Annotated in this window: 21 protein-coding genes, 1 tRNA gene and 1 riboswitch; of the genes, 8 read left to right on the forward strand and 14 right to left on the reverse strand. The window is 65.6% G+C overall.

Annotation, left to right across the window (positions count from 1 at the left end):
* Positions 1–37: 37 nt before the first annotated feature.
* The 4 genes from ACSQ1X_RS03435 to ACSQ1X_RS03450 all read right to left on the reverse strand — a co-directional run bounded on the left by ACSQ1X_RS03435 (position 38) and on the right by ACSQ1X_RS03450 (position 4,172).
* Entirely contained in the window at positions 38–553 is a 516-nt protein-coding gene (locus ACSQ1X_RS03435) for a hypothetical protein (protein WP_436056663.1), read from the reverse strand.
* Positions 554–795: 242 nt separating this feature from the next.
* The gene (locus tag ACSQ1X_RS03440; RefSeq protein WP_436056664.1) at positions 796–1,575 is read right to left on the reverse strand and encodes a hypothetical protein; all 780 of its coding nucleotides are present in this window, start codon (positions 1,573–1,575) and stop codon (positions 796–798) included.
* Positions 1,575–1,749: riboswitch (cyclic di-AMP (ydaO/yuaA leader) on the reverse strand. (Overlaps the previous gene by 1 nt.)
* A 148-nt stretch (positions 1,750–1,897) precedes the next feature.
* Positions 1,898–3,430, reverse strand: coding sequence for a HAMP domain-containing sensor histidine kinase (locus ACSQ1X_RS03445; protein WP_436056665.1), 1,533 nt, complete (start codon positions 3,428–3,430; stop codon positions 1,898–1,900).
* Between the two features lies 1 nt (position 3,431).
* Positions 3,432–4,172 carry a response regulator transcription factor gene (locus tag ACSQ1X_RS03450; protein WP_028271072.1) on the reverse strand — a complete coding sequence of 247 codons (741 nt, stop codon included), beginning with the start codon at positions 4,170–4,172 and terminating at the stop codon, positions 3,432–3,434.
* Between the two features lie 249 nt (positions 4,173–4,421).
* Between ACSQ1X_RS03450 and ACSQ1X_RS03455 the strand changes: the two genes are divergently transcribed.
* The 6 genes from ACSQ1X_RS03455 (at position 4,422) to ACSQ1X_RS03480 (ending at position 9,476) form a co-directional block, all read left to right on the forward strand.
* Entirely contained in the window at positions 4,422–5,258 is an 837-nt protein-coding gene (locus ACSQ1X_RS03455) for a hypothetical protein (RefSeq protein WP_436056666.1), read from the forward strand.
* Positions 5,259–5,788: 530 nt separating this feature from the next.
* Positions 5,789–6,661, forward strand: a complete 873-nt coding sequence (locus tag ACSQ1X_RS03460; protein WP_028271071.1) for a winged helix-turn-helix domain-containing protein — start codon at positions 5,789–5,791, stop codon at positions 6,659–6,661.
* A 222-nt stretch (positions 6,662–6,883) separates the two neighbouring features.
* Positions 6,884–7,087, forward strand: a complete 204-nt coding sequence (locus tag ACSQ1X_RS03465; protein ID WP_028271070.1) for a dodecin family protein — start codon at positions 6,884–6,886, stop codon at positions 7,085–7,087.
* Positions 7,088–7,144: 57 nt separating this feature from the next.
* Positions 7,145–7,672, forward strand: coding sequence for a SixA phosphatase family protein (locus ACSQ1X_RS03470; RefSeq protein WP_028271069.1), 528 nt, complete (start codon positions 7,145–7,147; stop codon positions 7,670–7,672).
* 97 nt (positions 7,673–7,769) lie between these two features.
* Complete coding sequence (locus ACSQ1X_RS03475; protein WP_436056667.1) at positions 7,770–8,411, forward strand: hypothetical protein; 642 nt, start codon at positions 7,770–7,772, stop codon at positions 8,409–8,411.
* A 45-nt stretch (positions 8,412–8,456) separates the two neighbouring features.
* Positions 8,457–9,476 carry an EamA family transporter gene (locus ACSQ1X_RS03480; RefSeq protein WP_436056668.1) on the forward strand — a complete coding sequence of 340 codons (1,020 nt, stop codon included), beginning with the start codon at positions 8,457–8,459 and terminating at the stop codon, positions 9,474–9,476.
* On the opposite strand, the gene ACSQ1X_RS03485 is transcribed toward ACSQ1X_RS03480, so the two are convergent.
* The 5 genes from ACSQ1X_RS03485 to ACSQ1X_RS03505 all read right to left on the reverse strand — a co-directional run bounded on the left by ACSQ1X_RS03485 (position 9,359) and on the right by ACSQ1X_RS03505 (position 14,909).
* Positions 9,359–9,982 carry a hypothetical protein gene (locus ACSQ1X_RS03485; RefSeq protein WP_436056669.1) on the reverse strand — a complete coding sequence of 208 codons (624 nt, stop codon included), beginning with the start codon at positions 9,980–9,982 and terminating at the stop codon, positions 9,359–9,361. The two genes, ACSQ1X_RS03480 and ACSQ1X_RS03485, sit on opposite strands and share 118 nt — an antisense overlap.
* A 24-nt stretch (positions 9,983–10,006) precedes the next feature.
* Entirely contained in the window at positions 10,007–10,624 is a 618-nt protein-coding gene (locus ACSQ1X_RS03490; protein WP_055800713.1) for a TetR/AcrR family transcriptional regulator, read from the reverse strand.
* Complete coding sequence (locus ACSQ1X_RS03495) at positions 10,621–12,657, reverse strand: YhgE/Pip family protein (RefSeq protein WP_436056670.1); 2,037 nt, start codon at positions 12,655–12,657, stop codon at positions 10,621–10,623. The genes ACSQ1X_RS03490 and ACSQ1X_RS03495 overlap by 4 nt, the downstream gene beginning before the upstream one ends.
* Complete coding sequence (locus tag ACSQ1X_RS03500) at positions 12,654–13,322, reverse strand: ABC transporter ATP-binding protein (RefSeq protein ID WP_436056671.1); 669 nt, start codon at positions 13,320–13,322, stop codon at positions 12,654–12,656. Before ACSQ1X_RS03500 ends, ACSQ1X_RS03495 begins: the two co-directional genes overlap by 4 nt.
* A gap of 87 nt (positions 13,323–13,409) precedes the next feature.
* Positions 13,410–14,909, reverse strand: coding sequence for a dihydrolipoyl dehydrogenase family protein (locus ACSQ1X_RS03505; RefSeq protein ID WP_436056672.1), 1,500 nt, complete (start codon positions 14,907–14,909; stop codon positions 13,410–13,412).
* Positions 14,910–15,080: 171 nt separating this feature from the next.
* On the opposite strand from ACSQ1X_RS03505, the gene ACSQ1X_RS03510 reads away from it, so the two are divergent.
* Entirely contained in the window at positions 15,081–15,809 is a 729-nt protein-coding gene (locus ACSQ1X_RS03510; protein WP_055800704.1) for a FadR/GntR family transcriptional regulator, read from the forward strand.
* A 127-nt stretch (positions 15,810–15,936) separates the two neighbouring features.
* Here the strand turns inward: ACSQ1X_RS03510 and ACSQ1X_RS03515 are convergent.
* Positions 15,937–16,010, reverse strand: a tRNA-Arg gene (locus ACSQ1X_RS03515).
* 278 nt (positions 16,011–16,288) lie between these two features.
* On the opposite strand from ACSQ1X_RS03515, the gene ACSQ1X_RS03520 reads away from it, so the two are divergent.
* Positions 16,289–18,124: a phosphoenolpyruvate carboxykinase (GTP) gene (locus ACSQ1X_RS03520; protein ID WP_436056673.1), complete on the forward strand. Its 1,836-nt coding sequence runs from the start codon at positions 16,289–16,291 to the stop codon at positions 18,122–18,124.
* A 143-nt stretch (positions 18,125–18,267) separates the two neighbouring features.
* On the opposite strand, the gene ACSQ1X_RS03525 is transcribed toward ACSQ1X_RS03520, so the two are convergent.
* The 4 genes from ACSQ1X_RS03525 to ACSQ1X_RS03540 form a co-directional block, all read right to left on the reverse strand.
* The gene (locus ACSQ1X_RS03525) at positions 18,268–19,428 is read right to left on the reverse strand and encodes a globin domain-containing protein (RefSeq protein WP_436056674.1); all 1,161 of its coding nucleotides are present in this window, start codon (positions 19,426–19,428) and stop codon (positions 18,268–18,270) included.
* A gap of 122 nt (positions 19,429–19,550) precedes the next feature.
* Positions 19,551–20,000, reverse strand: coding sequence for an RrF2 family transcriptional regulator (locus ACSQ1X_RS03530; protein WP_436056675.1), 450 nt, complete (start codon positions 19,998–20,000; stop codon positions 19,551–19,553).
* A gap of 20 nt (positions 20,001–20,020) precedes the next feature.
* Positions 20,021–20,491 (reverse strand): hypothetical protein, encoded by a 471-nt coding sequence (locus tag ACSQ1X_RS03535; protein ID WP_055800694.1) that lies wholly within the window; start codon positions 20,489–20,491, stop codon positions 20,021–20,023.
* Positions 20,492–20,500: 9 nt separating this feature from the next.
* Positions 20,501–21,919, reverse strand: coding sequence for a phosphomannomutase/phosphoglucomutase (locus ACSQ1X_RS03540; RefSeq protein ID WP_436056676.1), 1,419 nt, complete (start codon positions 21,917–21,919; stop codon positions 20,501–20,503).
* Positions 21,920–22,040 lie beyond the last annotated feature (121 nt).

Below are 22,040 nucleotides of genomic sequence, written 5' to 3' on the forward strand. Positions count from 1 at the left end.
GCCATTGGTGGACGCACCGCCGCCGCGGTTGGGTTCGTTAGGGGGCCAGTACGGCGCAGACGTCGATGACCGTGCCAGGTCCCGAGTACCTCCGGATTTCCGTTTGGAAGTCCCCGGTGACGGCGAAGTTGAAGTTGCCCGATACGAGCACCACACCGGAAACGTCCTCGCCAGCCTGGTCCGTATCGGCGAATGAAAGGAGGTTCCGGCCGGTCGACTTGAATTCGACGCTGTCGGGATCCGTGGCGGTGGGCACGAATTGGATGTGGGACGCGCCCGTGATGACATAACTAACCGTCTCACCGGCATCGTTAGTCAGGGTCACGTTGAGGTTCGGGGCTACGGAAATGACTCTGTCCCCCGGGATAACGATGTCCTTGACCCGCCCGGTCACGGTGGCTTCGATGTCGAAGCCACCTGCGGCTTGGCCGCAGTGAAAGATGTACTCAGTTTGAAGCGGTGGATGCGGCGGGCCGGAAGGCGCAGCCGCGGCCGGAGCGGCGGCTGCGAAAATTGAGGCCAGGACGGCCGTCGGAACTAACCATTTTTTCATTGTTGTGCTCCCTGCATCTTGACGACGGCCCTGGGGCCGGCAGCCGCTTGGAAGACGATTGAAAGCGGCGGCGACCCAGAGTCACTCCACAACCTTGTGAAAACCTTGTGGCTCCAGGAATGAGGGTAGGGACACGGGCGAACCAGCGGGAGAAATGTGCTGTCAGACAGCCGGAGGCCCCGAACCACGTGGATTCGGGGCCTCCGGCTCATGCAGACCAAGCCTGGCGAAGATGCGCCGGCTTAGTACCAGTTGTTGGCGTAGTGGAAGTTCAGGGCGCCGCAGGGGGAGCCGTACCGTTCCTTGACGTAGTTCAGGCCCCAATTGATCTGGGTGCGGAAGTTGGTCAGGTAGTCGGACCCGGCGCTGGCCATCTTCTCGGCCGGCAGGGACTGGACAATGCCGTAGGCGCCACTGCTGGCATTCGTGGCAGTGGTCTTCCAATCCGATTCCTTGGTCCACAGCGTGGTCAGGCACTGCATCTGGTCAGCCGCCCAGCCGTAAGTACCGAGCTGCGATGCGGCATACGCCTGGGCAGCTGCGGGATCGTCGACGGCTACAGGCGGTGCCGGGGCAGGAGCCGGTGCGGGGGCCGCAGCCGGTGCAGGTGCAGGCGCGGGTGCCGGTGCTTCCGGTGCGGACTTCTCCTCGGATGCCGGTTGCGCGTCGGACGACTGCGCTGTCAGGCTGACAGAGGCCGGGGCGGGCATGGCGGAGACCAGGATCTTTTCGAACGCGAGCTTCGACTCGGCGTTTGCGGTAGCGGCGCTGGCTTCGCCCGTTGCAGATGTTGCCGGGGCTGCAGGTTCTGAGGCCTGGCCGGCGGCGCCGACGCCGATCAGGACGGCGCAGGCCGTGGCTACTACTGCGGCCCGCCGGCCTGAGCCCTGCAATCCGGCAGCAATCCGGGACATTGGCGACGCGGTGGTGGCTGGTTCGGCGCGGTGGCGTGAGCGTTCGGCAGGCGCCTTGGACTCGTCGGAAGCGCGCTCCGGACGTACTTCTAGCGTGGATTTAGTCATGGTTGCCTCTCGATGCCGGCGGAGTTAGCTGTCGGGTTCGGATGAGGTCATCCGGCCGCACGGAACTTCACGTGTCGGCTTCACCCCGAGGGCGGCTATGCAAAATGCCCGGAGACCTGGGTCCCCCGCCTCTGCCTAATCATGAGGAAATCCGGGTAGCGGCAGAGTTTGGCGTCCATCCGGATATGCGGCTATAACGGTTGCCGCACTCTAAAAACGCTACAGGACTCTTGCGCTTAAGTCACATTTAGGTAACGAGGGTCACGACGACGGCGCGTTGACTTGCGCCGGAACAGCTGGCTTGCCAGTGATGCGCCCGGAGCTAAGCTGCCGGCGGTTCGCACGGCAGGCGGAGGGCGAATTCGGTGCGTCCCGGGCGGGAATTCACTTCGACGGTTCCGCCGTGCGCTTCCACAATGGACTGCACAATCGAGAGGCCCAGGCCGCTGGTCCCTTCGGACGCAGCGGCCCCGGTGGCTCCCGAGCCCGAAGCGGAGCGGGCCGGACTCGTGCGGGCGGCGTCCGCCCGGGCAAAGCGGGCAAAGACCCGGCCGACGAACTCCGGCGGAATCCCTGCACCATTGTCCGTTACGGTCACCACGACACTGCCGTCGGCCGACCGCATCACGCCGGTGACCACGGTGGTTCCGGGGTCCGTATGCTTGCGGGCATTGGAAAGCAGGTTGGCCAGCACCTGGTGCAGCTGCTTGGCGTCGCCGCGGACCACAACGGGCTCGTCGGGTAATTCGAGCTGCCAGATGCGGTCCGGCGCCATGACCTTCTCGTCGCTGACGGTTTCCACCACCAGCTGGGTCAGGTCCACGTCGCTGATTTTGAGCGGCTGGCCTTCATCCAACCGGGCCAGCAGCAGGAGATCCTCCACCAGGGTGGTCATCCGTTCCGACTGGCTCTGTACCCTGGCGAGGGATTTCTTGCCGTCCGGCGTAAAGTCCTCGGTCATCCGCATCAGTTCTGTGTAGCCGCGGATGGCGGTGAGCGGCGTGCGCAGCTCGTGCGAGGCGTCGGCAACGAACTGGCGCACCTTCGTTTCGCTCTGCTGCCGGGCCTCGAGTGCCTGGGACACGTTGTCCAGCATGAGGTTGAGGGCGTAGCCCACGCTGCCCACTTCAGTTCCAGGATGCGCGTTCGACGACGGCACCCGGACTGCGAGGGCCACCTCACCGGCGTCGAGAGGCAGTTGGGAAACCTGCGTCGCAACTTCGGACAGCTGCTCAAGGGGTTTCATGGTGCGGCGGATCAGCACAGTTCCGGCAAGGCCGATCAGGGCGAGCCCGCCCATCGACACGATCACCATGGTCCACACCAAGGAGCTGAGGGTGTTCTGTTTTTCATCGAGGGGGAGTCCGGTGATGATCACGTCCCCGTATGGAGCCTCCACTGCCACCAGCCGGTAGGAGCCGGTGGACAGGGTCCGGTCAACCGGCGTTGCGTCGTGTTGGAGCGCCAGGAGGATCTGGTCATCCTCGGGGGACAGGGAAGACGGCGTGGCATCGCTCGCGAGGAACCCGGCGCTGCTGACAGTGCCATTGTCGATGCGGGCGATCAAGGTCCCCACACCTTGGCCCCTGCCCTCCAGCGGATCAGGCCTGCCGGCGGGGTTGCCGAGCCGTGGCCGTCCGGCCTCGTTAGAGAGCCTTGAGGCCTGGCTCAGGCGATCATCGAGCTGCTTGGTCAGGAAGGAATCCATGGACGCGTAACTGAACAGGCCAATTGCGCCGCAGATGGCCACGAGCAATGCCATGGCCACCAGAACCAGCCGCGTGCGGAGGTGCCAGGTGGAAGGATCGAGCAAGCGGCGGCGGTCCTTGCGGATCTCGCCGGAAAGCGTGGGCACCTCAATCCGCCGGTTTAATGACGTAGCCTGCGCCGCGCACCGTGTGGATCATGGGCGGGTGCGTGGCATCCACCTTCTTGCGCAGGTAGGAAATGTAGAGCTCCACGATGTTGGCCTGGCCGCCGAAGTCGTAGTCCCACACGCGGTCCAGGATCTGGGCCTTGCTGACCACGCGCTTGGGGTTTTCCATGAGGTAACGGAGGAGTTCAAACTGGGTTGCCGTCAACTGCAGTTCCTCGCCGGCGCGGGTCACTTCACGTGTGTCGATGTTGAGGACGAGGTCGCCCACTACAAGTTCGGCGGTGTCCATGGCTGCCACTCCGGAGCGCTGGACCAGCCGGTGCAGGCGAAGGAGCACCTCCTCCATGCTGAAGGGCTTGGTGACGTAATCATCGCCGCCGGCCGCCAGCCCGAGGATGCGGTCCTGTACAGCGTCCTTCGCCGTCAGGAAGAGCGCAGGCACCTCCGGCGCGAAGGCGCGGATCCTGGTGAGCAGCTCAACGCCGTCGAACCCCGGGAGCATCACGTCCAGCACCAGGACATCCGGCCGGAACTCCTTGGCCAGTTTCACGGCTTCGGGACCGTCTCCTGCGACAGCCACGGACCAGCCTGCCATCCGCAGGCCCATGCTCATGAGCTCGGAGAGGCTGGGTTCGTCGTCAACCACCAGGGCGCGGATGGGGGAGCCGTCCGGGTGGGTGAGCTGGGGAAGGTTGTTAGTCATGGAGTGCGAAGTGGCCATGGGACAACTCTCCGATCTGCGGTTTAGCCGACGCTATGGGGATCCTGTGGGCCAGCTGTGAATCCCAGCCTAGCGAGCTGGACGCGCGGAGGGGCCCTTCGTCTGCCAACCGGCGCGGATCCGCTGCCTTCCCGCGGCGGGAACGGGCGCATCAAAGGTCACAGCTTGACCCCTTGTCCCGCACAGGCTCCGCACAGGAACCCTCCGGAGTCTGGAGTGGACCAAGCCCCCCTGCCCCAGGAGTACGCCATGAACAACGACCACACCACCCCGGTACCGGAGAGCGAAGCTGACCAGGTGCCGGAGGGCAAGGCGCCGGAGGGCAGGACTCCGGCGGCCAGCTCTGTCAGTAGGCCCGCGGGTGGCGGGCAGAACGCCGGGTGGGGAACACCGCCGTCGGCCGCTGGCTCCGCTTTCCCGCCCGCAGCAGGATGGGGCTCGCCCCGACAGCACGGCGGCTGGGATGCCCCGGCTGGACGTTCGAAGCCATGGACCATGAAGCGGGGAGTGGTGGTCGCCGGAGCTGCGGCTGTCCTTGCGGGCGGAGCCGGCGTCGGAATCTATGCCCTGACGACCAGTTCCGCGGCGGCCGACGGCACCGACGGCACGGCCGATGCAGGCGCGTTGCAGGAAACGTTGCCAGGCTCCCGCGGCGGCGCGCAGGGTGGTTTTGCCGACGGCGGGATGCCGCCCCAGGGCGGCCCCGGAAATTTCGCCCCGGAAGGCCTGGGTGGAATGGGCAGCGGAGTATCCGCCGCCGTTCACTCCGAGTACGTCATCCTCCAGGACGGTGCCTACGTCACCAAAGTTGAACAGCAGGGGACGGTCACTGAGGTCAGTTCCGGCGCCGTGACCGTCAAGAGCACCGACGGGTTCAGCCGCACCTATTCACTGGATTCGGACGTGGCGGTGAGCAATCAGCAACAAAGGCGTCAACAGGCTGGCGGGACGTCCGCCAGCACACTGACTGTGGCCGATATCGTGTCCGGAGCCATGGTAAGGATCGTTGCTGCAAAGGATGGTGACAGCTTCCCTGCGGAGTCCGTCCAGCTCGTGGCCGCGACGCTCACCGGGCAGTCAAACTGAGCTGGCGTGCTGCGGGGGCAGGAATTTTTCTGCGCGGCCCGGCCAAGGGCTGGACATGTGCCACAAGGCAGCGTTGGCATTTCAGCAATACGGTACGGGCTGAATTTTCGCACCGAAAGGCTTCGTTTTGAAGAAGAAAATTCGGATTTTCGTGAATTCTGATCGATCGTTCTGAAAAACACCTGTTATTTTATTGGCATTTCAGAATCGTGATTTGGGCCACATTGTGTGATTTTGTCTCACGATGCGGACGATTCCGTCCATTGTTACTTGCAAGTTTTCATTGTTACGTTGCACACTTCAATTGTGAACAAGAACTCAACAGCACCTGCAGCCGCAGAATCCTGGACCAGCCCACCCGCTGGCGAAGACATGCGCTGTTGTCGAATGCACGCCTAACTTTCCCACCCCGAGAAGTTTTTAGGCATTCGCCCCAAGCCCAGCGTCGGGCGCCCCTCCCCAGATCTCATTGCGGGGAAAGCCAGCATTCGAGCCGCGATGACGGCCATTCACATTGAGGTAAGCATTCCATGTCAGTTGCATCTGGATACGTCCACATCTCCGTCCGAAACGCCAACAAAGGCGGCCAGCCTTCCGGCCTCCGCCAGGGATTCGGGGCCCGTCCTGCGTTCGCCCCGGCAGCGCCCGGCAACAGCTTCCCGGCCCCCGGCTATGCGCCGCAGGGCTACAACCCGAACTCGTACGGCCAGCTCCGCGCTGTTCCCGCCGCCGAGTCCGCTCCGCAGACGGCGCCCACCCCCGTGATCGCCCCGGCCAACGGCAGCGCCGTCCGCCCCGTCGCCAATGAAAATGTTGCCCGTGGATTTGTGCTCTACATGGGAATCGATGAGGAAACCGCTGCAGCTGCCGGCACCTCAATTGCCAAGCTTGCCCAGGAAATCCGCGCCTACGCCCAGTCCCTCGTCTCCGGCGCGGAGAGCTACGCCGCGGTGGCGGTGGCCCCGGCCAGCGCCCCGGGTTCCGCGCTCGACGTCGTACGGTCCACCTTTGGTGACCCCACCGTCAACTCCCGACAGCGCACCGAAACCACCCGGCTGCCGCAGCCGCAGGATCCCCGTCCGTCCGGTGTCCTCATCGACCTGGCCCGCCGCGAGGTCCACCTCGACGGAGAATCCCTGAACCTCACGTTCAAGGAGTTCGAGCTCCTGAACTACCTCGTGGAAAACGGCACCCGCACCGTGGGCCGCGACGAACTCCTCGAGGGCCTGTGGCGCAATGCCGAAGAGGTTCCCAACGAGCGGACAATCGACGTCCACATCCGCCGCCTCCGCTCCAAGCTTGGCCGCCTCGCCAACACCGTGCGCACCGTCCGCGGCCAGGGCTACCGGTTCTACGAGCACCCTGAAGTTGTGGTCTGGGCCGCTCCGGAATACTCCATCTAGTCTTCAACGACGCGCGAAAGCGGCATTCTGCCGTGCCTTAGACACCTCCTTCGTTCCTCAGTCGGCGATGCGGCACTACGCAGAATGCCGCTTTCGCGCGTTCTGACCTTGGCGTATGTGCCTCCGCGGCTTAGTTCCTATGGCCCTATGGCCCTATGGCCCTGTTGGCTTGGGGTGGGGCGGCGTAGGCTCTGATCGTCCATCCGACCATCAGGAGGAACTATGTCTGTAGCACGCATCACCACCCTGAGCGCAAATTCCAAAACGTCGTTTGATGCCGCCATCAAAGAGGGCATCGAACGCGCCAACAAGACACTTCGGGGTGTCACGGGAGCATGGGTCAAGGAACAGAAAGTCGAAATCGCTGACGGCGCCGTCGTCGCCTGGCACGTCGTGCTGGAAGTGACCTTCGTCCTGGACGACTAAACCCAGTGCAGGGCGGCCGTGCCCTGCGGGGCAGGGCCGCCGCACTAGGATTGATGCATGAGCGAGCATCACATCAGGCGTTTGATCCTCATGCGGCACTCCAAGGCAGACTGGCCCGGAGGCGTGCCGGACCACGAACGTCCGCTGGAAGAGCGCGGACACCGCGAGGCTCCCCTGGCCGGCAAGTGGCTGCGCAAGCATGGAGTGATCCCCGATTTCATCCTCTGCTCCAGCGCGCTCCGGACCAGGCAGACGTGCACATGGGTGTGCGCTGAACTGGGGGACCAAGCCCCGACGCCGAAACTTGAGGACGGCCTCTACGGAGCCTCCGCTTTGCGCATGCTGAAGGTCATCAACCATGTCCCGGACACCGTGACCACGCTGATGGTGATCTCCCACATGCCCGGGGTGCAGGACCTTGCCATGCACCTGGCGTCACGCGATTCCAACCACGATGCCTATATGGACGCCGCCACCCGGTTTCCCACCAGCGGCCTGACCGTGCTGGAAACGGAAAAGACCTGGGCTGAGCTGGACGGCCAGGACGCCCGGCTTACTCGCTTCAAGGTGCCCCGGGCGCACTAGGCAACCTCTGCTCACTGCCACGGCGTTCATGGTCAGGGCGGGGTTTGTGATGTTTACTGGAGATATTCGTCAGTGCCCCGGTTAAGAGGAGAACATCGTGGACTCAGGACAGCTTGTGGGGATCATTATCGGTGTTGTGGTGGTGGTTGCGATCATTGCCGCGGTGCTGTTCTTCAACCGGAAGCGCAAGGTTGAGGCGGACCGAAACCGGGCCGCCGAGATGCGTGAAAAGGCCAAGGCCGACGAGCTTGGAGCGCGGGAACGCGAGGCCAAAGCAGCACGTGCCGAGGCCGATGCCAAGCAGGCCGAAGTCGAGGCAGAGCGCCTGCGCCGCGACGCTCGCGAGAAGCAAGCAGAAGCCGAACGAGTGCGGGCCTCGTCGCAGGAGCAGCTCCGTAAAGCCGACGAGGTTGATCCGGACGTAGTCACCGCCGAGCAGCGCGATGCCGACCGGCACGATGCCGACCGGCACGTTACGGACCGGCACGTTGAGACCACTCCTGCCGAGCCACAGACGCGCGCCGAGGCCGGAACCCGCGGGCGCGGGGACGCCGTTCCAGGGCCAGCCGTACCGGGCACAACTGAACCGGGCACACCTCGCCAGCACGACGCTGCTGACCGCGATGCTGCCGACCGCGATGCTGCTGACCGCGACGCCGACAGCGACGCGGCGCGGCACGACGCCGTGCCTGACCGCCGCGAGGACGGGGCTCCCGGAGAGCGGCCCCGGAACCTTTGAGTCCGTATCCGGTGACGCGGATTTCCTGAACCGGCAGCCCGCAGCGTGAACCTTCGACATTCCGCCCTGGCTGTCCTCGTGGCAGTCCTGTGGGGCGCCAATTTCGTTGCCATCGACCTTGGCCTGCACGCCGACGGCATGGAAGTGCCGCCCCTGCTCTTTGTAGCCATGCGCTTCGTCCTGGTTGTCTTTCCGTGGATCTTCTTCATCCGCAGGCCCGCTGTCAGTTGGCGGGCCATCCTCGGCGTCGGCCTCTTCATGAGCGCCGGACAATTCGGACTCCTCTACCTGGCCATGGCGCTGGGCATGCCCGCAGGGCTCGCCTCGCTGGTACTCCAGGCGCAGGTGCTGCTTACCGTTCTGCTGGCTGCCGGAATCCTCGGCGAACGTCCCAGTGGCAGGCAGTTCGCCGGCGTCGTCCTCGGGGTGGCCGGCCTCGCGGTGGTGGCAGTAGGCCGCAGCATGGTGGCACCGGTCCTTCCCTTGCTCATCGTGCTGGCGGCTGCGCTGTCCTGGGCTGCGGGCAACATCATCGCCCGGCAGGCCAGGGCCTCCTCCGGCCTGGGGCTCGTTGTGTGGTCCGGCGCGGTGGTTCCGCTGCCCCTGATCGGACTGTCACTGCTGATCGACGGCCCGGCCGCCGTGGGCGGGACCCTGGCTGGCCTGCAATTGGTCACCATCCTGAGCGCCATCTACACGGCTGTCCTGGGGTCCCTGGTGGGCTACGGAATATGGAACTGGCTGCTGGGCATGTATCCGTCGTCCGCGGTGGTTCCCTTCACCCTGCTTGTCCCGGTGGTGGGAATGACGACGGCGTGGCTGATCCTGGGCGAGGTCCCCTCACCGGCCGAGGTAGCCGGCGGACTTCTGCTGCTGGCCGGGGTTGCCATCGCCGTACTCCGGCCGGGCCGGAACGGGGCCACCCCGGGCCAGCGACGATGGCACGCTCAACGCCGTGATGTAGCTTTTGCCGGGGACTTGGGCGACTTGGCCGCCGCCGACGAGGGCCGCTTGGCCGCCGGAGCGCGGACGGCACCTGACCTGGACACGGGAACGCGACCGTAAGTGGTGCCCGCGGCCGGACGGGGTGCCTGCCTGACCGCCGGCCGCCGGGCGGCAGTTGCGGGCTTGCGGCGTCCGGGCTGCATGCGTCTGGACTGATCGCGGCCGGACCTAAGCCGTTTGCCGGCCGGCCACACAGCGCCGGCGAAGAGCACCAGGAGCGTTCCCACGCCGGAAACTGCGGCGAGGTAGAAGTAGATATCGGAGTCCTGGGTGGTGGCAGCCGCTCCCAGGGAGTCCGGCTCCGCCGTAAACGCCAGGCCCCACATGCGCAGGAATGCGATGGCGAAGCCGATGAACAGGCTGGTGCCAACGCCTCCCGCCAGGAGGGCCAGATTGCGTCCTCGGGCCGCCACCTGGATGACGGAGGCGAGGTATCCCACAGCGACGGCTCCGAGGAACGTGAACAGCACGGCCTCTTCCAGCGTGATCGCGGTAAGAACCAGAAGGACCGCGGCGGCGAACGCCGCAACGATGGCTACCCTTCCGCTGTTACCCATGTGGCGCATGTGACTAATCTTCCCCGATGCGGGCTATTTCCGGACGTAGCCACGCATGATTGCCATAATGGCCGCAACACTTTGTTCGCGGGTGCGTTCGGGGTTGTAGGTCTGGCGGTCCAGGCCCACCACGAAGCAGGCACCGAAGATGGCAGTCTCCAGGCTGCCCCTGGAGATGGATTCATCAACGGGGTACTGCGCGGCTACGCCCTCGATCGCGGCGCCGATCACTGCGAGGAGGCGGCCGCGGAGCTCGGCAAAGGTGTCCTGCCATTCACTGGGAGTCCGCCAGTTCTCACTGACCCAGAGCCGGGCAAAGGACGGGTACTCAGCCATGAAGTCCATCGCCTGGCCGATCATCCCGTCCATGGCCGCCAGCGGGTCGGCGGAGGAGCCCTGCACGCTTAGCAGCCGGGCATGCAGGATGTCCACGCCGTGGCGCAGCAGCTGCGCGATCAGATCGGACTTGCTGCCGAAGTTGTAGTACACGGTCCCCTTGGAGACGCCGGCTGCCGCCGCGATCTCGTCCACGGTGACCCCGGCCGCGCCGCGCTCGCCGATCAGCTCCATGGAGGCATCGAAGAGCTTCTGCTTGGTGGCATTTGTACGGGCGGGCCGGAGCTTCTTTTCGCCGGCTTCCTGCGTGCTCATACGGCGATCTCCGGTTTCAGGGACTTCAGGGTCCAGAACTTGTGCTTGTGGACGGCCAGCGTTGACAGCGCGGCCCCCAGCGCAGTGTAGCCAAACAGGCCCGCCACGGTAGGCAGGATCATGGACAGGTCCGCGCCATAGATCAGGTGCCGCATCCCGGTCACCACATAGCCCATGGGGAGGATCTCGTGCACCACGTGCAGGGGCGGGGGAGTGGTCTGCCAGGGGAATGTGCCGCCAGATGACACCAGCTGGAGCACCAGCAGGATCAGCACCACAAGCTTCCCCGGGGACCCAAGCAGCGCGACGACGCCCTGGATGATGGCACTGAACGCCATCGCGGCCGCCAGCATGAACAGCCACATCAGCACCGGGTGGGCGGGGTTGAGGCCCAGCGCCAGGTCCACCACCAGGGTGAGCAGGCTCGCCTGGACGACCGAGACGGCCAGGAACGGCAGCCAGCCGCCCAAGGCGATCTTCCATGACGGCGCGTTGGACGCCAGCGCCCGCTGCGTGATGGGCCGCATGGCCTGGATCAGCATAAAGATGCCGATCCAGAGGGCCAGGGTGAGGAAGAACGGCGCCAGGCCGGCCCCGTAGGACCCGGCTTTCGCCTGCGAGATGTTGCTGACGGCCACGGGATCGGCCATCACCTTGGAGAGGCTGCTCTTCTGCGCGTCATCGGGGTTGGGCACCCGGCCGGCACCCTTGGCGAGTTCCGATGCCAGGGTGCCTGCCCCGCTGGCGGCCGTGGCGGCGCCGTCCTCAAGCTGCGCCGCACCGCCGTCGAGCGCGCCGGCACCTTCGGCGAGTTTCCCGGTGCCGTCAACGGCACTTTGCTCGCCGGCCGCCAAAGCGGAGGTCCCGGCATGGAGCTGGTCCGCGCCGGCGGACGCCTGGGCGATGGCGCCGGTCAAGGCGGGCGTGGCCGCTGCCAGCTTGGCGGCACCGTTGCTCACGGCGGCGGAGCCGTCCGCGAGCTGCTGGATCTGCGCGGCGTCGGACTGGATCTTTGCCTTGGCGCCAGCCACTGGTCCGGAGGCTGCCGCGGCGTCGAAGTCCGCCAGGATGCTGTCCGCCTGCGCCTGGGTGATGATTCCGGCGGCCAGCAGCCTGCCGTTCGACTCCACCACGCGGTTCCTCAGCCCCTGGTCAGCGGCGTTCAATTGCCCGACGACGTCCTGGACTTTGGTGTTCAACGTGGCGTTTCCGGCCGCGACCTGCGCGGCGCCGTCGGCCAGCTTTTGCGAGTCCGCAGGGAGGGAGGCTGTCTTGTCCCTCAGCTGCCCGAGTCCGTCGCTTAGCTGGGCCGCGCCGGCATCCAGCTGGTTGGCACCGTCGCGCAGCTTGACCTGTCCGGCATAGAGCTCGCCGACGCCGGCGCTCAACTGCGTGGTGCCGTCATGCAGGGTGACCGTGCCGTCGTGGAGCTTGGTCACGCCGTCGGAAAGCTGACCTGCGCCGTCGGCAGCTTTGACCATCTGGGTGTGGATGGTGCCGAAGCCCGTCAGCAGCTGGTTGGCGGTTTCCTCGCCCACTTCCCTGGCCACGCTCGAGTGGACCGCTGTGGTCAGCTTGTCCACGATGGTGCTTAGGAGGTAGTTGTTGGCGTCGTTGGTGGTCACGTTCAGCATGGCCTGGTTGGCGGAGTCAAAGCTGCCAGGTGAGACGAGGCTGGCGGAGAAATCCTTCGGAATCTTGAGGGCGAAGGCGTACTTGCCGCTGCTGACGCCTTGATCTGCCTGCTGGGCGGAGTCCACGGACTGCCAGTTGAACACGTGCCCTTCCACCAGGCTGTCCGCCACGGTCCGGCCTGCCTGCAGCTGCGTTCCGTCGCTGGAGGTGGCGCCGGTGTCTTCCACCACCAAGGCCGCATCGATTTGGTCCAGGTTGCTGTAGGGATCCCAGTTGGCATACAGATACACCGCGCCGTAAAGGAGCGGAACCATGGTCAGCGCAAGGATGGTCAGCTTGGGCAGCAGCCCTCCGGTCATGCGCTTGAGTTCGGAGCGGGCTAACCGCAGCACAGTCACTTGGCATCCTCTGTTTCGTTTTCGGGACTGGGGTCTGTGTCCGGCACGGCGTTGCCGATCACCGCGGCGGGGCCCGTCCAGGTCTCCGGGAGGGCAGCCACGGTGGCGACGACGGCGAGCGGCCGGCCGCCGTTGTACGCCAGCTCCTGGAGCCGCGGCAGCCAGTCCGCGGGATCCGCGCTGTGGCGATCAGGGGAGTCCACCACCAGAAGGTCCGTGTGCGGGTTGGCGAGCGCGAGGGCGGTGAGCAGTTCGATGCGCTTGGCCGGGGCCAGCTGTTCCGTCCAGAGGCCGGCGATGTCCTCGAACCGGTTGACCTTGAGCCACGGCTTGCTGAGGAGTGCGCCGCGATAGCGCCGCGGGATCAGTGCAAGGTCTTCCGTGACGAGATCCCGCACGCTCAGGTGCTGTTCCGGCTCGTTGACACCCGGGGCGTCCACGAGCGAGCTGGCCGCCCGGAGGTGCTTCGTCTTCGCCCGGCCGTCCCACAGGAGCACGCCGGAAGACAGTTTCATCCGCCCGCTCAGGGTGAGTGCCAGCGCGGTCCGCTGGTCCTGTCTGGTGCCGGAGACCAGAAGCAGCTCGCCCCGCCGTGCCTGGAGTGACGTAGGAGGGAGCAGATCGTCCCGCCGGCCATTCACGTGAAGCTGTCGAACCGAGAGCATGGAAGCCTTTCGCAGTGTTTGTCTGCTATAAGGCTAACTAAACTGACCAGTCAGTTCAAATAGATTGGCTGAGTTGTGACCAACCAGTCAGAGTCCGTACTCCTCGAGCAGGCGCAGCCACACTTCGCTGACCGTGGGATAGGACGGCACGGCGTGCCACAGCCGGTCCAGCGGCACCTCGCCCACCACCGCGATGGTGGCGGCATGCAGGAGTTCAGCCACGTCCGGGCCTGCGAAGGTGGCGCCGAGGAGCACCTTCCTGTCCTCGTCCACCACCAGCTGGGCCCAGCCTTCGTAGTGTTCCGAATGCAGCGACGACCCCGCGACGCTGATGGGGAGCTCCACTGAGGAGACACTGTAGCCGTCCGTTTGTGCCTGCTTCACGGACCGGCCCACGCTGGCCAGCTCAGGGTCTGTGAACACGACATTGGGCACGGCATGCTCGTTGGCTGTCTGCGCGAAGCGGCTCCACGGCTCCGGCGTCCCCTTCAGCTCGCCTTTGGCCCGCGCAGCGATGGCATCCCCCGTGGCCCGCGCCGAGTATTTGCCCTGGTGCGTCAGCATGACCCGGCCGGCTGCGTCCCCCACCGCGTAGAGCCAGCCGCCGCCGTCGTCCGTACCAGTGCCGCCGCCGGCGTCGCCAACGGCGTCGGCGCCCTCGATGATCCCCTCGACCAGGCCCGTGGTGTCCGTGCGGAGCGGCGGCACTTTGCCGTCCGTGGAACCAAGCCCCACCGTTTCCAGCCCCAACCCGTCCAGCGCCGGGTGTCGGCCGGTGGCAACGAGGAGGCGTTCAGCCGTGATGCTGTCGCCGTCGGCCAAGTCAACGGTGAAATAGCCGCCCCCGCTTCTGGTGACGCGCTCCGTGCCGGTGTTGAGGCGGACGTCCACGCCGTCGGCCCGCAGGCCGGCCAGCACCAGGTCTGCGGCATCTTTCGGATACATGCTGAGCAGGCCGCCGCGTGCCACCAGCGTCACCGCCGAGCCCAGCCGGGCGAATGCCTGCGCCAGCTCGGTCCCGGCCACCCCGCCGCCGAGGACCGCCAGGCTGCGCGGAACGCTCCGGGCGGAAGTGGCCTCGCGGGTGGTCCAATACCCAAGCCCCGCCAGGCCGTCCACTGGCGGTGCAGTGGGGGCCGATCCGGTGGAAAGCACGACGGCGTGCCTCGCCGAGAGCTGGTAGCTGACACCGTCGCGCCCGGCTACTTCGACGGCTCGCGGGCCGGTGAGACGCCCGCGGCCCCGGATCAGTTCGATCCCCGTATCTTCCAGCCATTTGACTTGGCCATCATCCTGCCAGTTCGACGTGAAATAGTCCCGGCGCTTGAGGACGGCGGAGGCGTCCAGGGTGCGGGTGACGGCCTCCTCGGCACCGGGGACGGTCTGTGCGCCATGGAGGGCCGTCCCCGGGCGCAGGAGTGCCTTGGACGGCATGCAGGCCCAGTAGGAGCATTCGCCGCCCACCAGCTCCGCCTCGATAATGACCGCGGTCAGTCCGCCCTGGACCACGCGGTCCGCGACGTTTTCCCCCACGGCTCCGGCGCCGATCACAATGACATCGAATTCTCGTTCAACTCTGGCCGTCATGGCACCAGACTACGCCCGGCGGCGGTACCGATCCGCGGGATGAAGCGCAGGGGATGGGCGCAGGGAACCGGGTCCGTGTTTGGCGGGGGAACTTAACAGAAGGTGGGACATCCAATATTGTTTGCTGTGACCCACTCAGCACAGTGGTTCGGACACTCGGTTAGGGGAACCATGACAACATCAGGCGTCGCTTCGAAGGCGCGGTTCAGCGCCCAGGCCCGGCTCCGCGCTCTGCAGGCGGACATCATGGACCTCATCCTGGAGCGCGAGCTTGAGGCGGGTGACCCGCTTCCCACCGAAAACGAACTGGCCCTCGCGCTGGGTGTAGGCCGCAATACCCTTCGTGAATCCCTTAAGGTCCTGCAGGCGCTCGGCGTTGTGGAAATCCGCCACGGATTCGGCATGTTCGTGGCGCCCAGCAACTTTGATGCCCTGGCGGACGGCATGACATTCCGCGGCAGGCTGTCGCTGCGCCACAAGGGTGATGAGGCGCTGGAGCTGGTGGATGTGCGGCAGGCGCTGGAATCAGGCCTGATCGGCAGTGCGATGGACAAGATGACCGCCGGCCAGCTCGCAGCCGTTGAGGAATCCGTGACCCGGATGGAGGAACTTGCCGCCGCCGGGGAGCCGTTCGTGGAAGCGGACGCGGAGTTTCACCGGCGTTTGTTCGAGCCGCTGAACAACGCGCTCCTGATCAGCCTGCTCGCCGTCTTCTGGAAGGTGTACCGGCAGATCCATCTTGAGGTCGGTACCGGTGCCGAGAACCTCAGCGAGTCGGCGGCAGTGCACCGTCGCATCTACGAGGCCGTGGCAGGCGGGGACAAGGCCCTGGCTGCTGAACGGCTAAACCATCATTTCGACGGCATCCGCCATCGCATCTACGAGGTCATAGAGAAGTAGGCGGCCCGCGGGCCCAGTAGCCCTCCGGGTGCAACCCTCAGGGGCAGGCGCACCCGCCCGCGGGCTGAAACAAACGGCAATAAAAAAGATCCGCACCGGCGAACCGGTGCGGATCTTTCTTCATCTGTGCGCCCAAAGGGATTCGAACCCCTGACCTTCTGTTCCGTAGACAGACGCTCTATCCAGCTGAGCTATGGGCGCATTCTCGGCTCCGGGAGTTTTTCGTTCACCCCCGAACCTCGAATTACTTTACGCGAGTTGCCGCCGAGTTCCAAATCGAACCGCCTGTAATATGGGCAACTAGACCGGTCTATGTGACCTTACTCACAAAAAGTGCCGATTTGTTGTATCCAGTTCCTTGATTTTCCGCGGTTTTTGGTTTTTAGGCCCCGGGACATCCCACGTCTGACCCAAAAATTGCAGTGGTCTAGAGCCCTAGCATTTAGGACACACCACTGAACCCGAGGAAGGGAACCGCAATGGGCGATCTCGCACGACTGCCGCTGCTTGAGAAAGCACCCACAACACATGCTGGCCTGCTGGCATGGGTCGAAGAGGTTGCAGAACTTACCCAGCCGGACCGGATCCACTGGGTTGACGGTACGGAAGAGGAATACACCCGCCTCACGGACGAACTTGTCGACGCCGGAACGCTGACCAGGCTGAACCCGGAGCTGTTCCCGAACTCCTTCGCTGCATTTTCCGATCCCGCAGACGTAGCTCGCGTTGAAGAGCAGACCTTCATCTGCTCCGAGAACGAGCGCGATGCGGGCTTCACCAACAACTGGATGGCACCGGCCGAAATGAAGCAGAAGCTTCGCGGCCTGTTTGCCGGCTCCATGCGCGGCCGCACCATGTACGTCATTCCGTTCGTCATGGGCCACCTCGACGCAGAAGATCCCAAGTTCGGCGTGGAGATCACCGACAGCGCCTACGTTGTCGCCTCCATGCGCATCATGGCCAATATCGGCACTGAGGTGCTGGACAAGATCACCGCGACGAACGCGTTCTTCGTTCCCGCCCTGCACTCCCTGGGCGCCCCGCTGGCCCCCGGCCAGGCCGACGTCGCGTGGCCCTGCAACCCGGATAAGTGGATCGTGCACTTCCCTGAAGAGCGGTCCATCTGGTCCTTCGGCTCCGGCTACGGCGGAAACGCCCTCCTGGGCAAGAAGTGCTACGCCCTGCGCATTGCCTCGGTGATGGCCCGCGACGAGGGCTGGCTCGCGGAGCACATGCTCATCCTCAAGCTCACCTCGCCGGAGAAGAAGTCGTACTACATGTCCGCGGCCTTCCCCTCGGCCTGCGGCAAGACCAACCTCGCCTTGCTCGATCCGACGATCGAGGGCTGGGAAGTCGAAACCCTCGGCGACGACATCACCTGGATGCGGATCGGCAAGGAGGGCGAGTTGCGCGCCACCAACCCGGAGGCCGGCCTGTTCGGCGTAGCTCCGGGCACCGGCTGGGGCACCAACCCCAACGCCATGCGCGCCATCGCCAAGGGCCACAGCATCTTCACCAACGTCGCCCTGACGGACGATGGCGGTGTCTGGTGGGAGGGTATGACCGACGACGTTCCGGCGCACCTGACCGACTGGGAGGGCAACTCCTGGACTCCGGATTCGGACAAGCCGGCCGCCCACCCGAACTCCCGCTTCTGCACGCCGATCTCACAGATCGACATGCTGGCCGAGGAGTACTACAGCCCCGACGGTGTTGAGCTCTCCGCCATCCTCTTCGGCGGCCGCCGCAAGACCACGGTGCCCCTGGTGACCCAGGCCCGCAGCTGGACCAACGGCATCTTCATGGGCTCCACGCTCTCCTCGGAGACCACGGCTGCCGCAGCCGGACAGGTCGGCGTGCTCCGCCGCGACCCGATGGCCATGCTGCCGTTCATCGGCTACGACGCCGGCGACTACCTGAAGCACTGGATCAGTGTCTCAGGCAAGGCCAACCCGGAGCGCCTGCCGCACATCTTCCTGGTCAACTGGTTCCGCCGCACCGCCGACGGCGATTTCGCCTGGCCCGGCTTCGGCGACAACGCCCGTGTCCTCAAGTGGGCCATCGAGCGCCTCGAAGGCAAGGCTGACGCCATTGAGACCCCGATCGGCTTCGTGCCGGCGGGCCACGCGCTGGATCTCACCGGCCTGGACCTGACCCACGCCCACGTGGAAGACGCTGTCCGCGTCGACCGCGAGGAGTGGGACGCCGAGCTGGCCTCCATCGAAGAGTGGTACGCGAAGTTCGGTGACTCCCTGCCCGAGGCCCTGCGCTCCGAGCTGGAAGCCCTGAAGGAACGCATGGCGGACCACAGCTAGTCAGCTGGGGACAAACAGGCACAACGACGGCGGCGCCGCACCTTTTCCGAAAGGTGCGGCGCCGCCGTCGTGCGTTAGCAAGCGAAGAAGCGCGAAAGGACACTTAAGCCCCGGGGCTTAAGTGTCCGTTCGCGCTAGTGACTTTAAGAAGCCAGCCAGATGTCCGGGCCGAAGACTTCGTAGTGGATCTTCGTCGCGGGGATGCCGGCGTTGATGGCCTCGTTGCGGATGTGCTTCATGAAGGGAAGCGGGCCGCAGAGGTACAGCGACGCATTGGCGGGCAGGTCCACTTCGCGCAGCGACATGAAGCCGGCATTCGCACCGGCCTGCGGCTCTTCCAGCCAGAGCTGGAGGTCGGCACTCTCGAGGCGCTCGACGTCGTCCGTCATCTGCCCGCGGAGGGCCCAGCTTTCCAGCGTGCTTTCCGCGTGGAGTACCAGCACCCGGCGGTCGGACCCGGCCTCGGCCAGCGACCGCAGGATGGACGCAGTGGGGGTGCAGCCGATGCCTGCCGAAGCCAGGACCACGGGGCCGTCACCCTCCTTGAGCGTGATCTCGCCGTACGGGTTGGAGATCTCCAGGATGTCGCCAACCTCGACGCCGTTGTGCAGCACCGGGGAGACCTCGCCGCCGTCGTCGAGCTTGGTGGTGAACGTCCGGCTGGTGCCCGCATCGTCGGAGAGGGAGTACTGGCGGACCTGGCGGAGGCCGTCCGGGAGCTGGACCCTGACGCTGACGTACTGGCCGGGAAGGGCGGGGGTGATCGGGGTGTCGTCGGCCGGTTCCAGGGTGAAGGTCATGGCGCCGGTGCCGGCGGGCGTCTTTGCGGCAACGCGCCAGGGGGTCCACATCTTGTCGTTGGCCTGGATGGCGTAGAGGCCCTTTTCGATCTTGATGAGGGCGTCGGCCATGAGCCAGTAGACCTCGGTCCAGGCTTCGGCGATTTCCGGGGTGATGACCTCGGCGAGGTCCTCGGCGATGGCGGCGAAGAGGTGCTCGTAGACAACCTGGTACTGGGGCTCGGTGATGCCCAGGGAGGCGTGCTTGTGGGCGATCCGGGAAAGGACGGTTTCCGGGAGGGTTCCGGGGTTGTTCACCAGGTGCGTGGCGAAAGCGGCGATGCTTCCGGCCAGGGCCTGCTGCTGGTTGCCGGAGCGCTGGTTGGAACGGCTGAACAGTCCGTCCAACAGCTCCGGGTGGGCGCCGAAGAGCCGTGCGTAGAACTTGGGGGTGATGTCGCCGATCCGGGATCCGACCAGCGGCAGGGTGGCCTCGATGACAGGGCGGGATTTGTCCGAGAGCATGTGTACTCCTGAGGTAGGGGCCCGGGTTTCGTACGGACCGCGATCAATACATGTATTTGAAATACGAGTATTTATACCTAAGTTCTACACGGCGTAGAAAAGAATTCAAAATCGGCGGGGGATCAGAGCCCGGGGCGGAGCCCGATTGCCTGGAAGACCGGCGCCATCTGGCGCGTGCCGGGGAGGGTGGACACCACGATGTCGTCGAGCTCGCGGTAGAAAGCCTCGCGTGCCCGAGCCAGGGCTCCGCGGAGCTTGCATTCGTTGATGAGCGGGCAGTCGCCGTTCACGGAATGGCAGTCGGCCGGATCCGTTCGGGTGTTGAGCTGCCGCAGGAGCTGGCCGACGGTGGCGCGGCGTCCGGCGTCATTCAGCCTGGACCCGCCGTTGCGCCCCCGCTCGACGTCGATGACGCCAAGTTCGCGGAGCTTCGCCATGGCCTTGCTGACATGGTTGTAGGGCGTTCCTACGGCATCGGCGATGCTCTGCGTGGTCAGCAGGCTGCCGTGCGGTGCCGACGCGAGCACCATCATGGCGCGCAGGCTCACGTCCGCGAACGCATTGATCTTCATCTCAGCAACCCACTGGAGGTCTAGTCCACCCAGATGGCGGGTTCGCTGGAATCAGCTGCAAGCTGTCCGAACTCCCACTCGCGGGACTCGGCGTTGGGCTCGTACGGCAGCACCGCGGCAAAAACGGATCCGTCACGGTGCTCGGCCGCCACGTGGATGGCGTCGGTGGCCTCTTCCAGCAGCGTGATGTCACACACCACCGCCGCGGCCCGGAAATCGTCCCGGTTCTGCCGGAGCAGCTCCGTGAGGTCACTGATCATCGCGTCGGCGTCGAAGTCGCCCTCAGAGCCGTCCTCCGCATCAGCCGGGGTGACGGCGACAAGGCGGACCTCGCCGTCGTTCTCCACCACCAGGGCGAACGGCAGGAAACCGCCGTTGCGCCCGAGCTGCTCCTGGGCAGCACCGACGCCGGTGCCCAGCAGGTTTTCAAGGTCGGTGGCCGTAGCCTCGGGCACAGAGTCCCGCCAGGACGTTCCGGAAAGTTCAGCCATGCGGGCGGCCTAGCCGTTGACCAGGGCCAGCACGCGGTCGCGGATGCGTTCCATGGTGGGACGGTCCGTGGCCTCGGCGTTAAGGCGGAGGAACGGTTCGGTGTTGGACGGGCGCAGGTTGAACCACCAGCTGCCGTCGCGGGAACTGAAGGTGCTGCCGTCCAGCATGTCGATCTCGACGTCTTCGCCGGCAAAATCGGCGCGGACCCGCTCCACGGCGCCTGCTTTGTCCTCGATTTCGGAGTTGATTTCCCCGGAGGAGATGTAGGGCTCGTACTCGTGGCCGAGTTCGGACAACGGGCGGTCCTGCTCACCGAGGGCGGCCAGGACATGCATCGCGGCGAGCATGCCGGTGTCTGCATTCCAGAAATCGCGGAAGTAGAAGTGCGCGGAGTGCTCGCCGCCGAAAACGGCGCCTTCCTCGGCCATGACTGCCTTGATGAACGAGTGGCCAACACGCGTGCGGACCGCGCGGCCGCCGTCGTGCGCCACCAGTTCCGGGACGGCCTTGGAGGTCAGCAGGTTATGGATGATGGTGGGCGTTTCCTCGCCCTGCGCCTTGGCGCGGGCGATTTCGCGGCGGGCCACCATGCCGGTGATGGCCGACGGCGACACGGGGTTGCCCTTCTCGTCGATGACGAAGCAGCGGTCGGCGTCGCCGTCGAAGGCCAGCCCGATGTCCGCGCCGTGTTCGACGACCGCGGCCTGCAGGTCCAGCAGGTTTTCCGGCTCGAGCGGGTTGGCCGGGTGGTTCGGGAAGGACCCGTCCAGCTCGAAGTAGAGGGGAATGATGTCGAACGGCAGCTTGGGCAGCAGGGCGTCGCCGAGGACCGCGGGGGTGGTCAGGCCGGCCATGCCGTTGCCGGCGTCGACGACCACCTTCAGGGGGCGGGATCCCTTGAGGTCCACCAGCTTGCGGAGGTATTCGGAGTAATCCTTCAGGACATCGTGGACTCCGATGAGGCCGCGCTTGCCGGCGGCGGGGATGGATCCGGCGTGGAGGTAGTCCTCCGCACGGGCCTGGATTTCCTTCAGGCCGGATTCCGAGGAGATGGGCTGGGCGCCGGCCTTGGACATCTTGATGCCGTTGTACTCGGCTGGATTGTGGCTGGCGGTGAACGTGGCGCCGGCAGCGTTGAGCGCACCGCAGGCGTAGTAGAGCTCGTCGGTGGAGATGAGGTCCAGCAGCTGGACGTTGGCTCCGCGGGTGGCGGCGCCGTTGGCGAATGCCTTGCTGAACTCCGGGGAGGAGGGGCGCATGTCGCCGCCCACCAGGACCGTCTGGCCCTCGAGCTTCAGGACATCCACGAATGCGGCGCCTACGGCTTCGACGATTTCGGCGGTAATGGACTCGCCCACAATGCCACGCACGTCGTAGGCCTTGAACGATGCCGAAAGGTCAAAAGTCTTTGTCTGGTCGCTAGTCACGCGTTCCATCTTACGGTGAAGCGCAAAATGGCTGTGGAGGAGTAGTTGCATTACGCGGGCGCGCCGTCCACATGGCCCGATACCCGGCTTCGCGCGTGTCGGAGGGGGCTGGGATACTGAA

Source organism: Arthrobacter sp. LjRoot78 (genome assembly GCF_964254335.1).
Classification (GTDB): domain Bacteria; phylum Actinomycetota; class Actinomycetes; order Actinomycetales; family Micrococcaceae; genus Arthrobacter.

Coding starts and splice junctions, on each gene's coding strand:
- ACSQ1X_RS03435 (WP_436056663.1), bottom strand. CDS start 553: ATGAAAAAATGGTTAGTTCCGACGGCCGTCCTGGCCTCAATTTTCGCA.
- ACSQ1X_RS03440 (WP_436056664.1), bottom strand. CDS start 1,575: ATGACTAAATCCACGCTAGAAGTACGTCCGGAGCGCGCTTCCGACGAG.
- ACSQ1X_RS03450 (WP_028271072.1), bottom strand. CDS start 4,172: ATGGCCACTTCGCACTCCATGACTAACAACCTTCCCCAGCTCACCCAC.
- ACSQ1X_RS03455 (WP_436056666.1), top strand. CDS start 4,422: ATGAACAACGACCACACCACCCCGGTACCGGAGAGCGAAGCTGACCAG.
- ACSQ1X_RS03460 (WP_028271071.1), top strand. CDS start 5,789: ATGTCAGTTGCATCTGGATACGTCCACATCTCCGTCCGAAACGCCAAC.
- ACSQ1X_RS03465 (WP_028271070.1), top strand. CDS start 6,884: ATGTCTGTAGCACGCATCACCACCCTGAGCGCAAATTCCAAAACGTCG.
- ACSQ1X_RS03470 (WP_028271069.1), top strand. CDS start 7,145: ATGAGCGAGCATCACATCAGGCGTTTGATCCTCATGCGGCACTCCAAG.
- ACSQ1X_RS03485 (WP_436056669.1), bottom strand. CDS start 9,982: ATGCGCCACATGGGTAACAGCGGAAGGGTAGCCATCGTTGCGGCGTTC.
- ACSQ1X_RS03490 (WP_055800713.1), bottom strand. CDS start 10,624: ATGAGCACGCAGGAAGCCGGCGAAAAGAAGCTCCGGCCCGCCCGTACA.
- ACSQ1X_RS03500 (WP_436056671.1), bottom strand. CDS start 13,322: ATGCTCTCGGTTCGACAGCTTCACGTGAATGGCCGGCGGGACGATCTG.
- ACSQ1X_RS03505 (WP_436056672.1), bottom strand. CDS start 14,909: ATGACGGCCAGAGTTGAACGAGAATTCGATGTCATTGTGATCGGCGCC.
- ACSQ1X_RS03510 (WP_055800704.1), top strand. CDS start 15,081: ATGACAACATCAGGCGTCGCTTCGAAGGCGCGGTTCAGCGCCCAGGCC.
- ACSQ1X_RS03520 (WP_436056673.1), top strand. CDS start 16,289: ATGGGCGATCTCGCACGACTGCCGCTGCTTGAGAAAGCACCCACAACA.
- ACSQ1X_RS03525 (WP_436056674.1), bottom strand. CDS start 19,428: ATGCTCTCGGACAAATCCCGCCCTGTCATCGAGGCCACCCTGCCGCTG.
- ACSQ1X_RS03530 (WP_436056675.1), bottom strand. CDS start 20,000: ATGAAGATCAATGCGTTCGCGGACGTGAGCCTGCGCGCCATGATGGTG.
- ACSQ1X_RS03535 (WP_055800694.1), bottom strand. CDS start 20,491: ATGGCTGAACTTTCCGGAACGTCCTGGCGGGACTCTGTGCCCGAGGCT.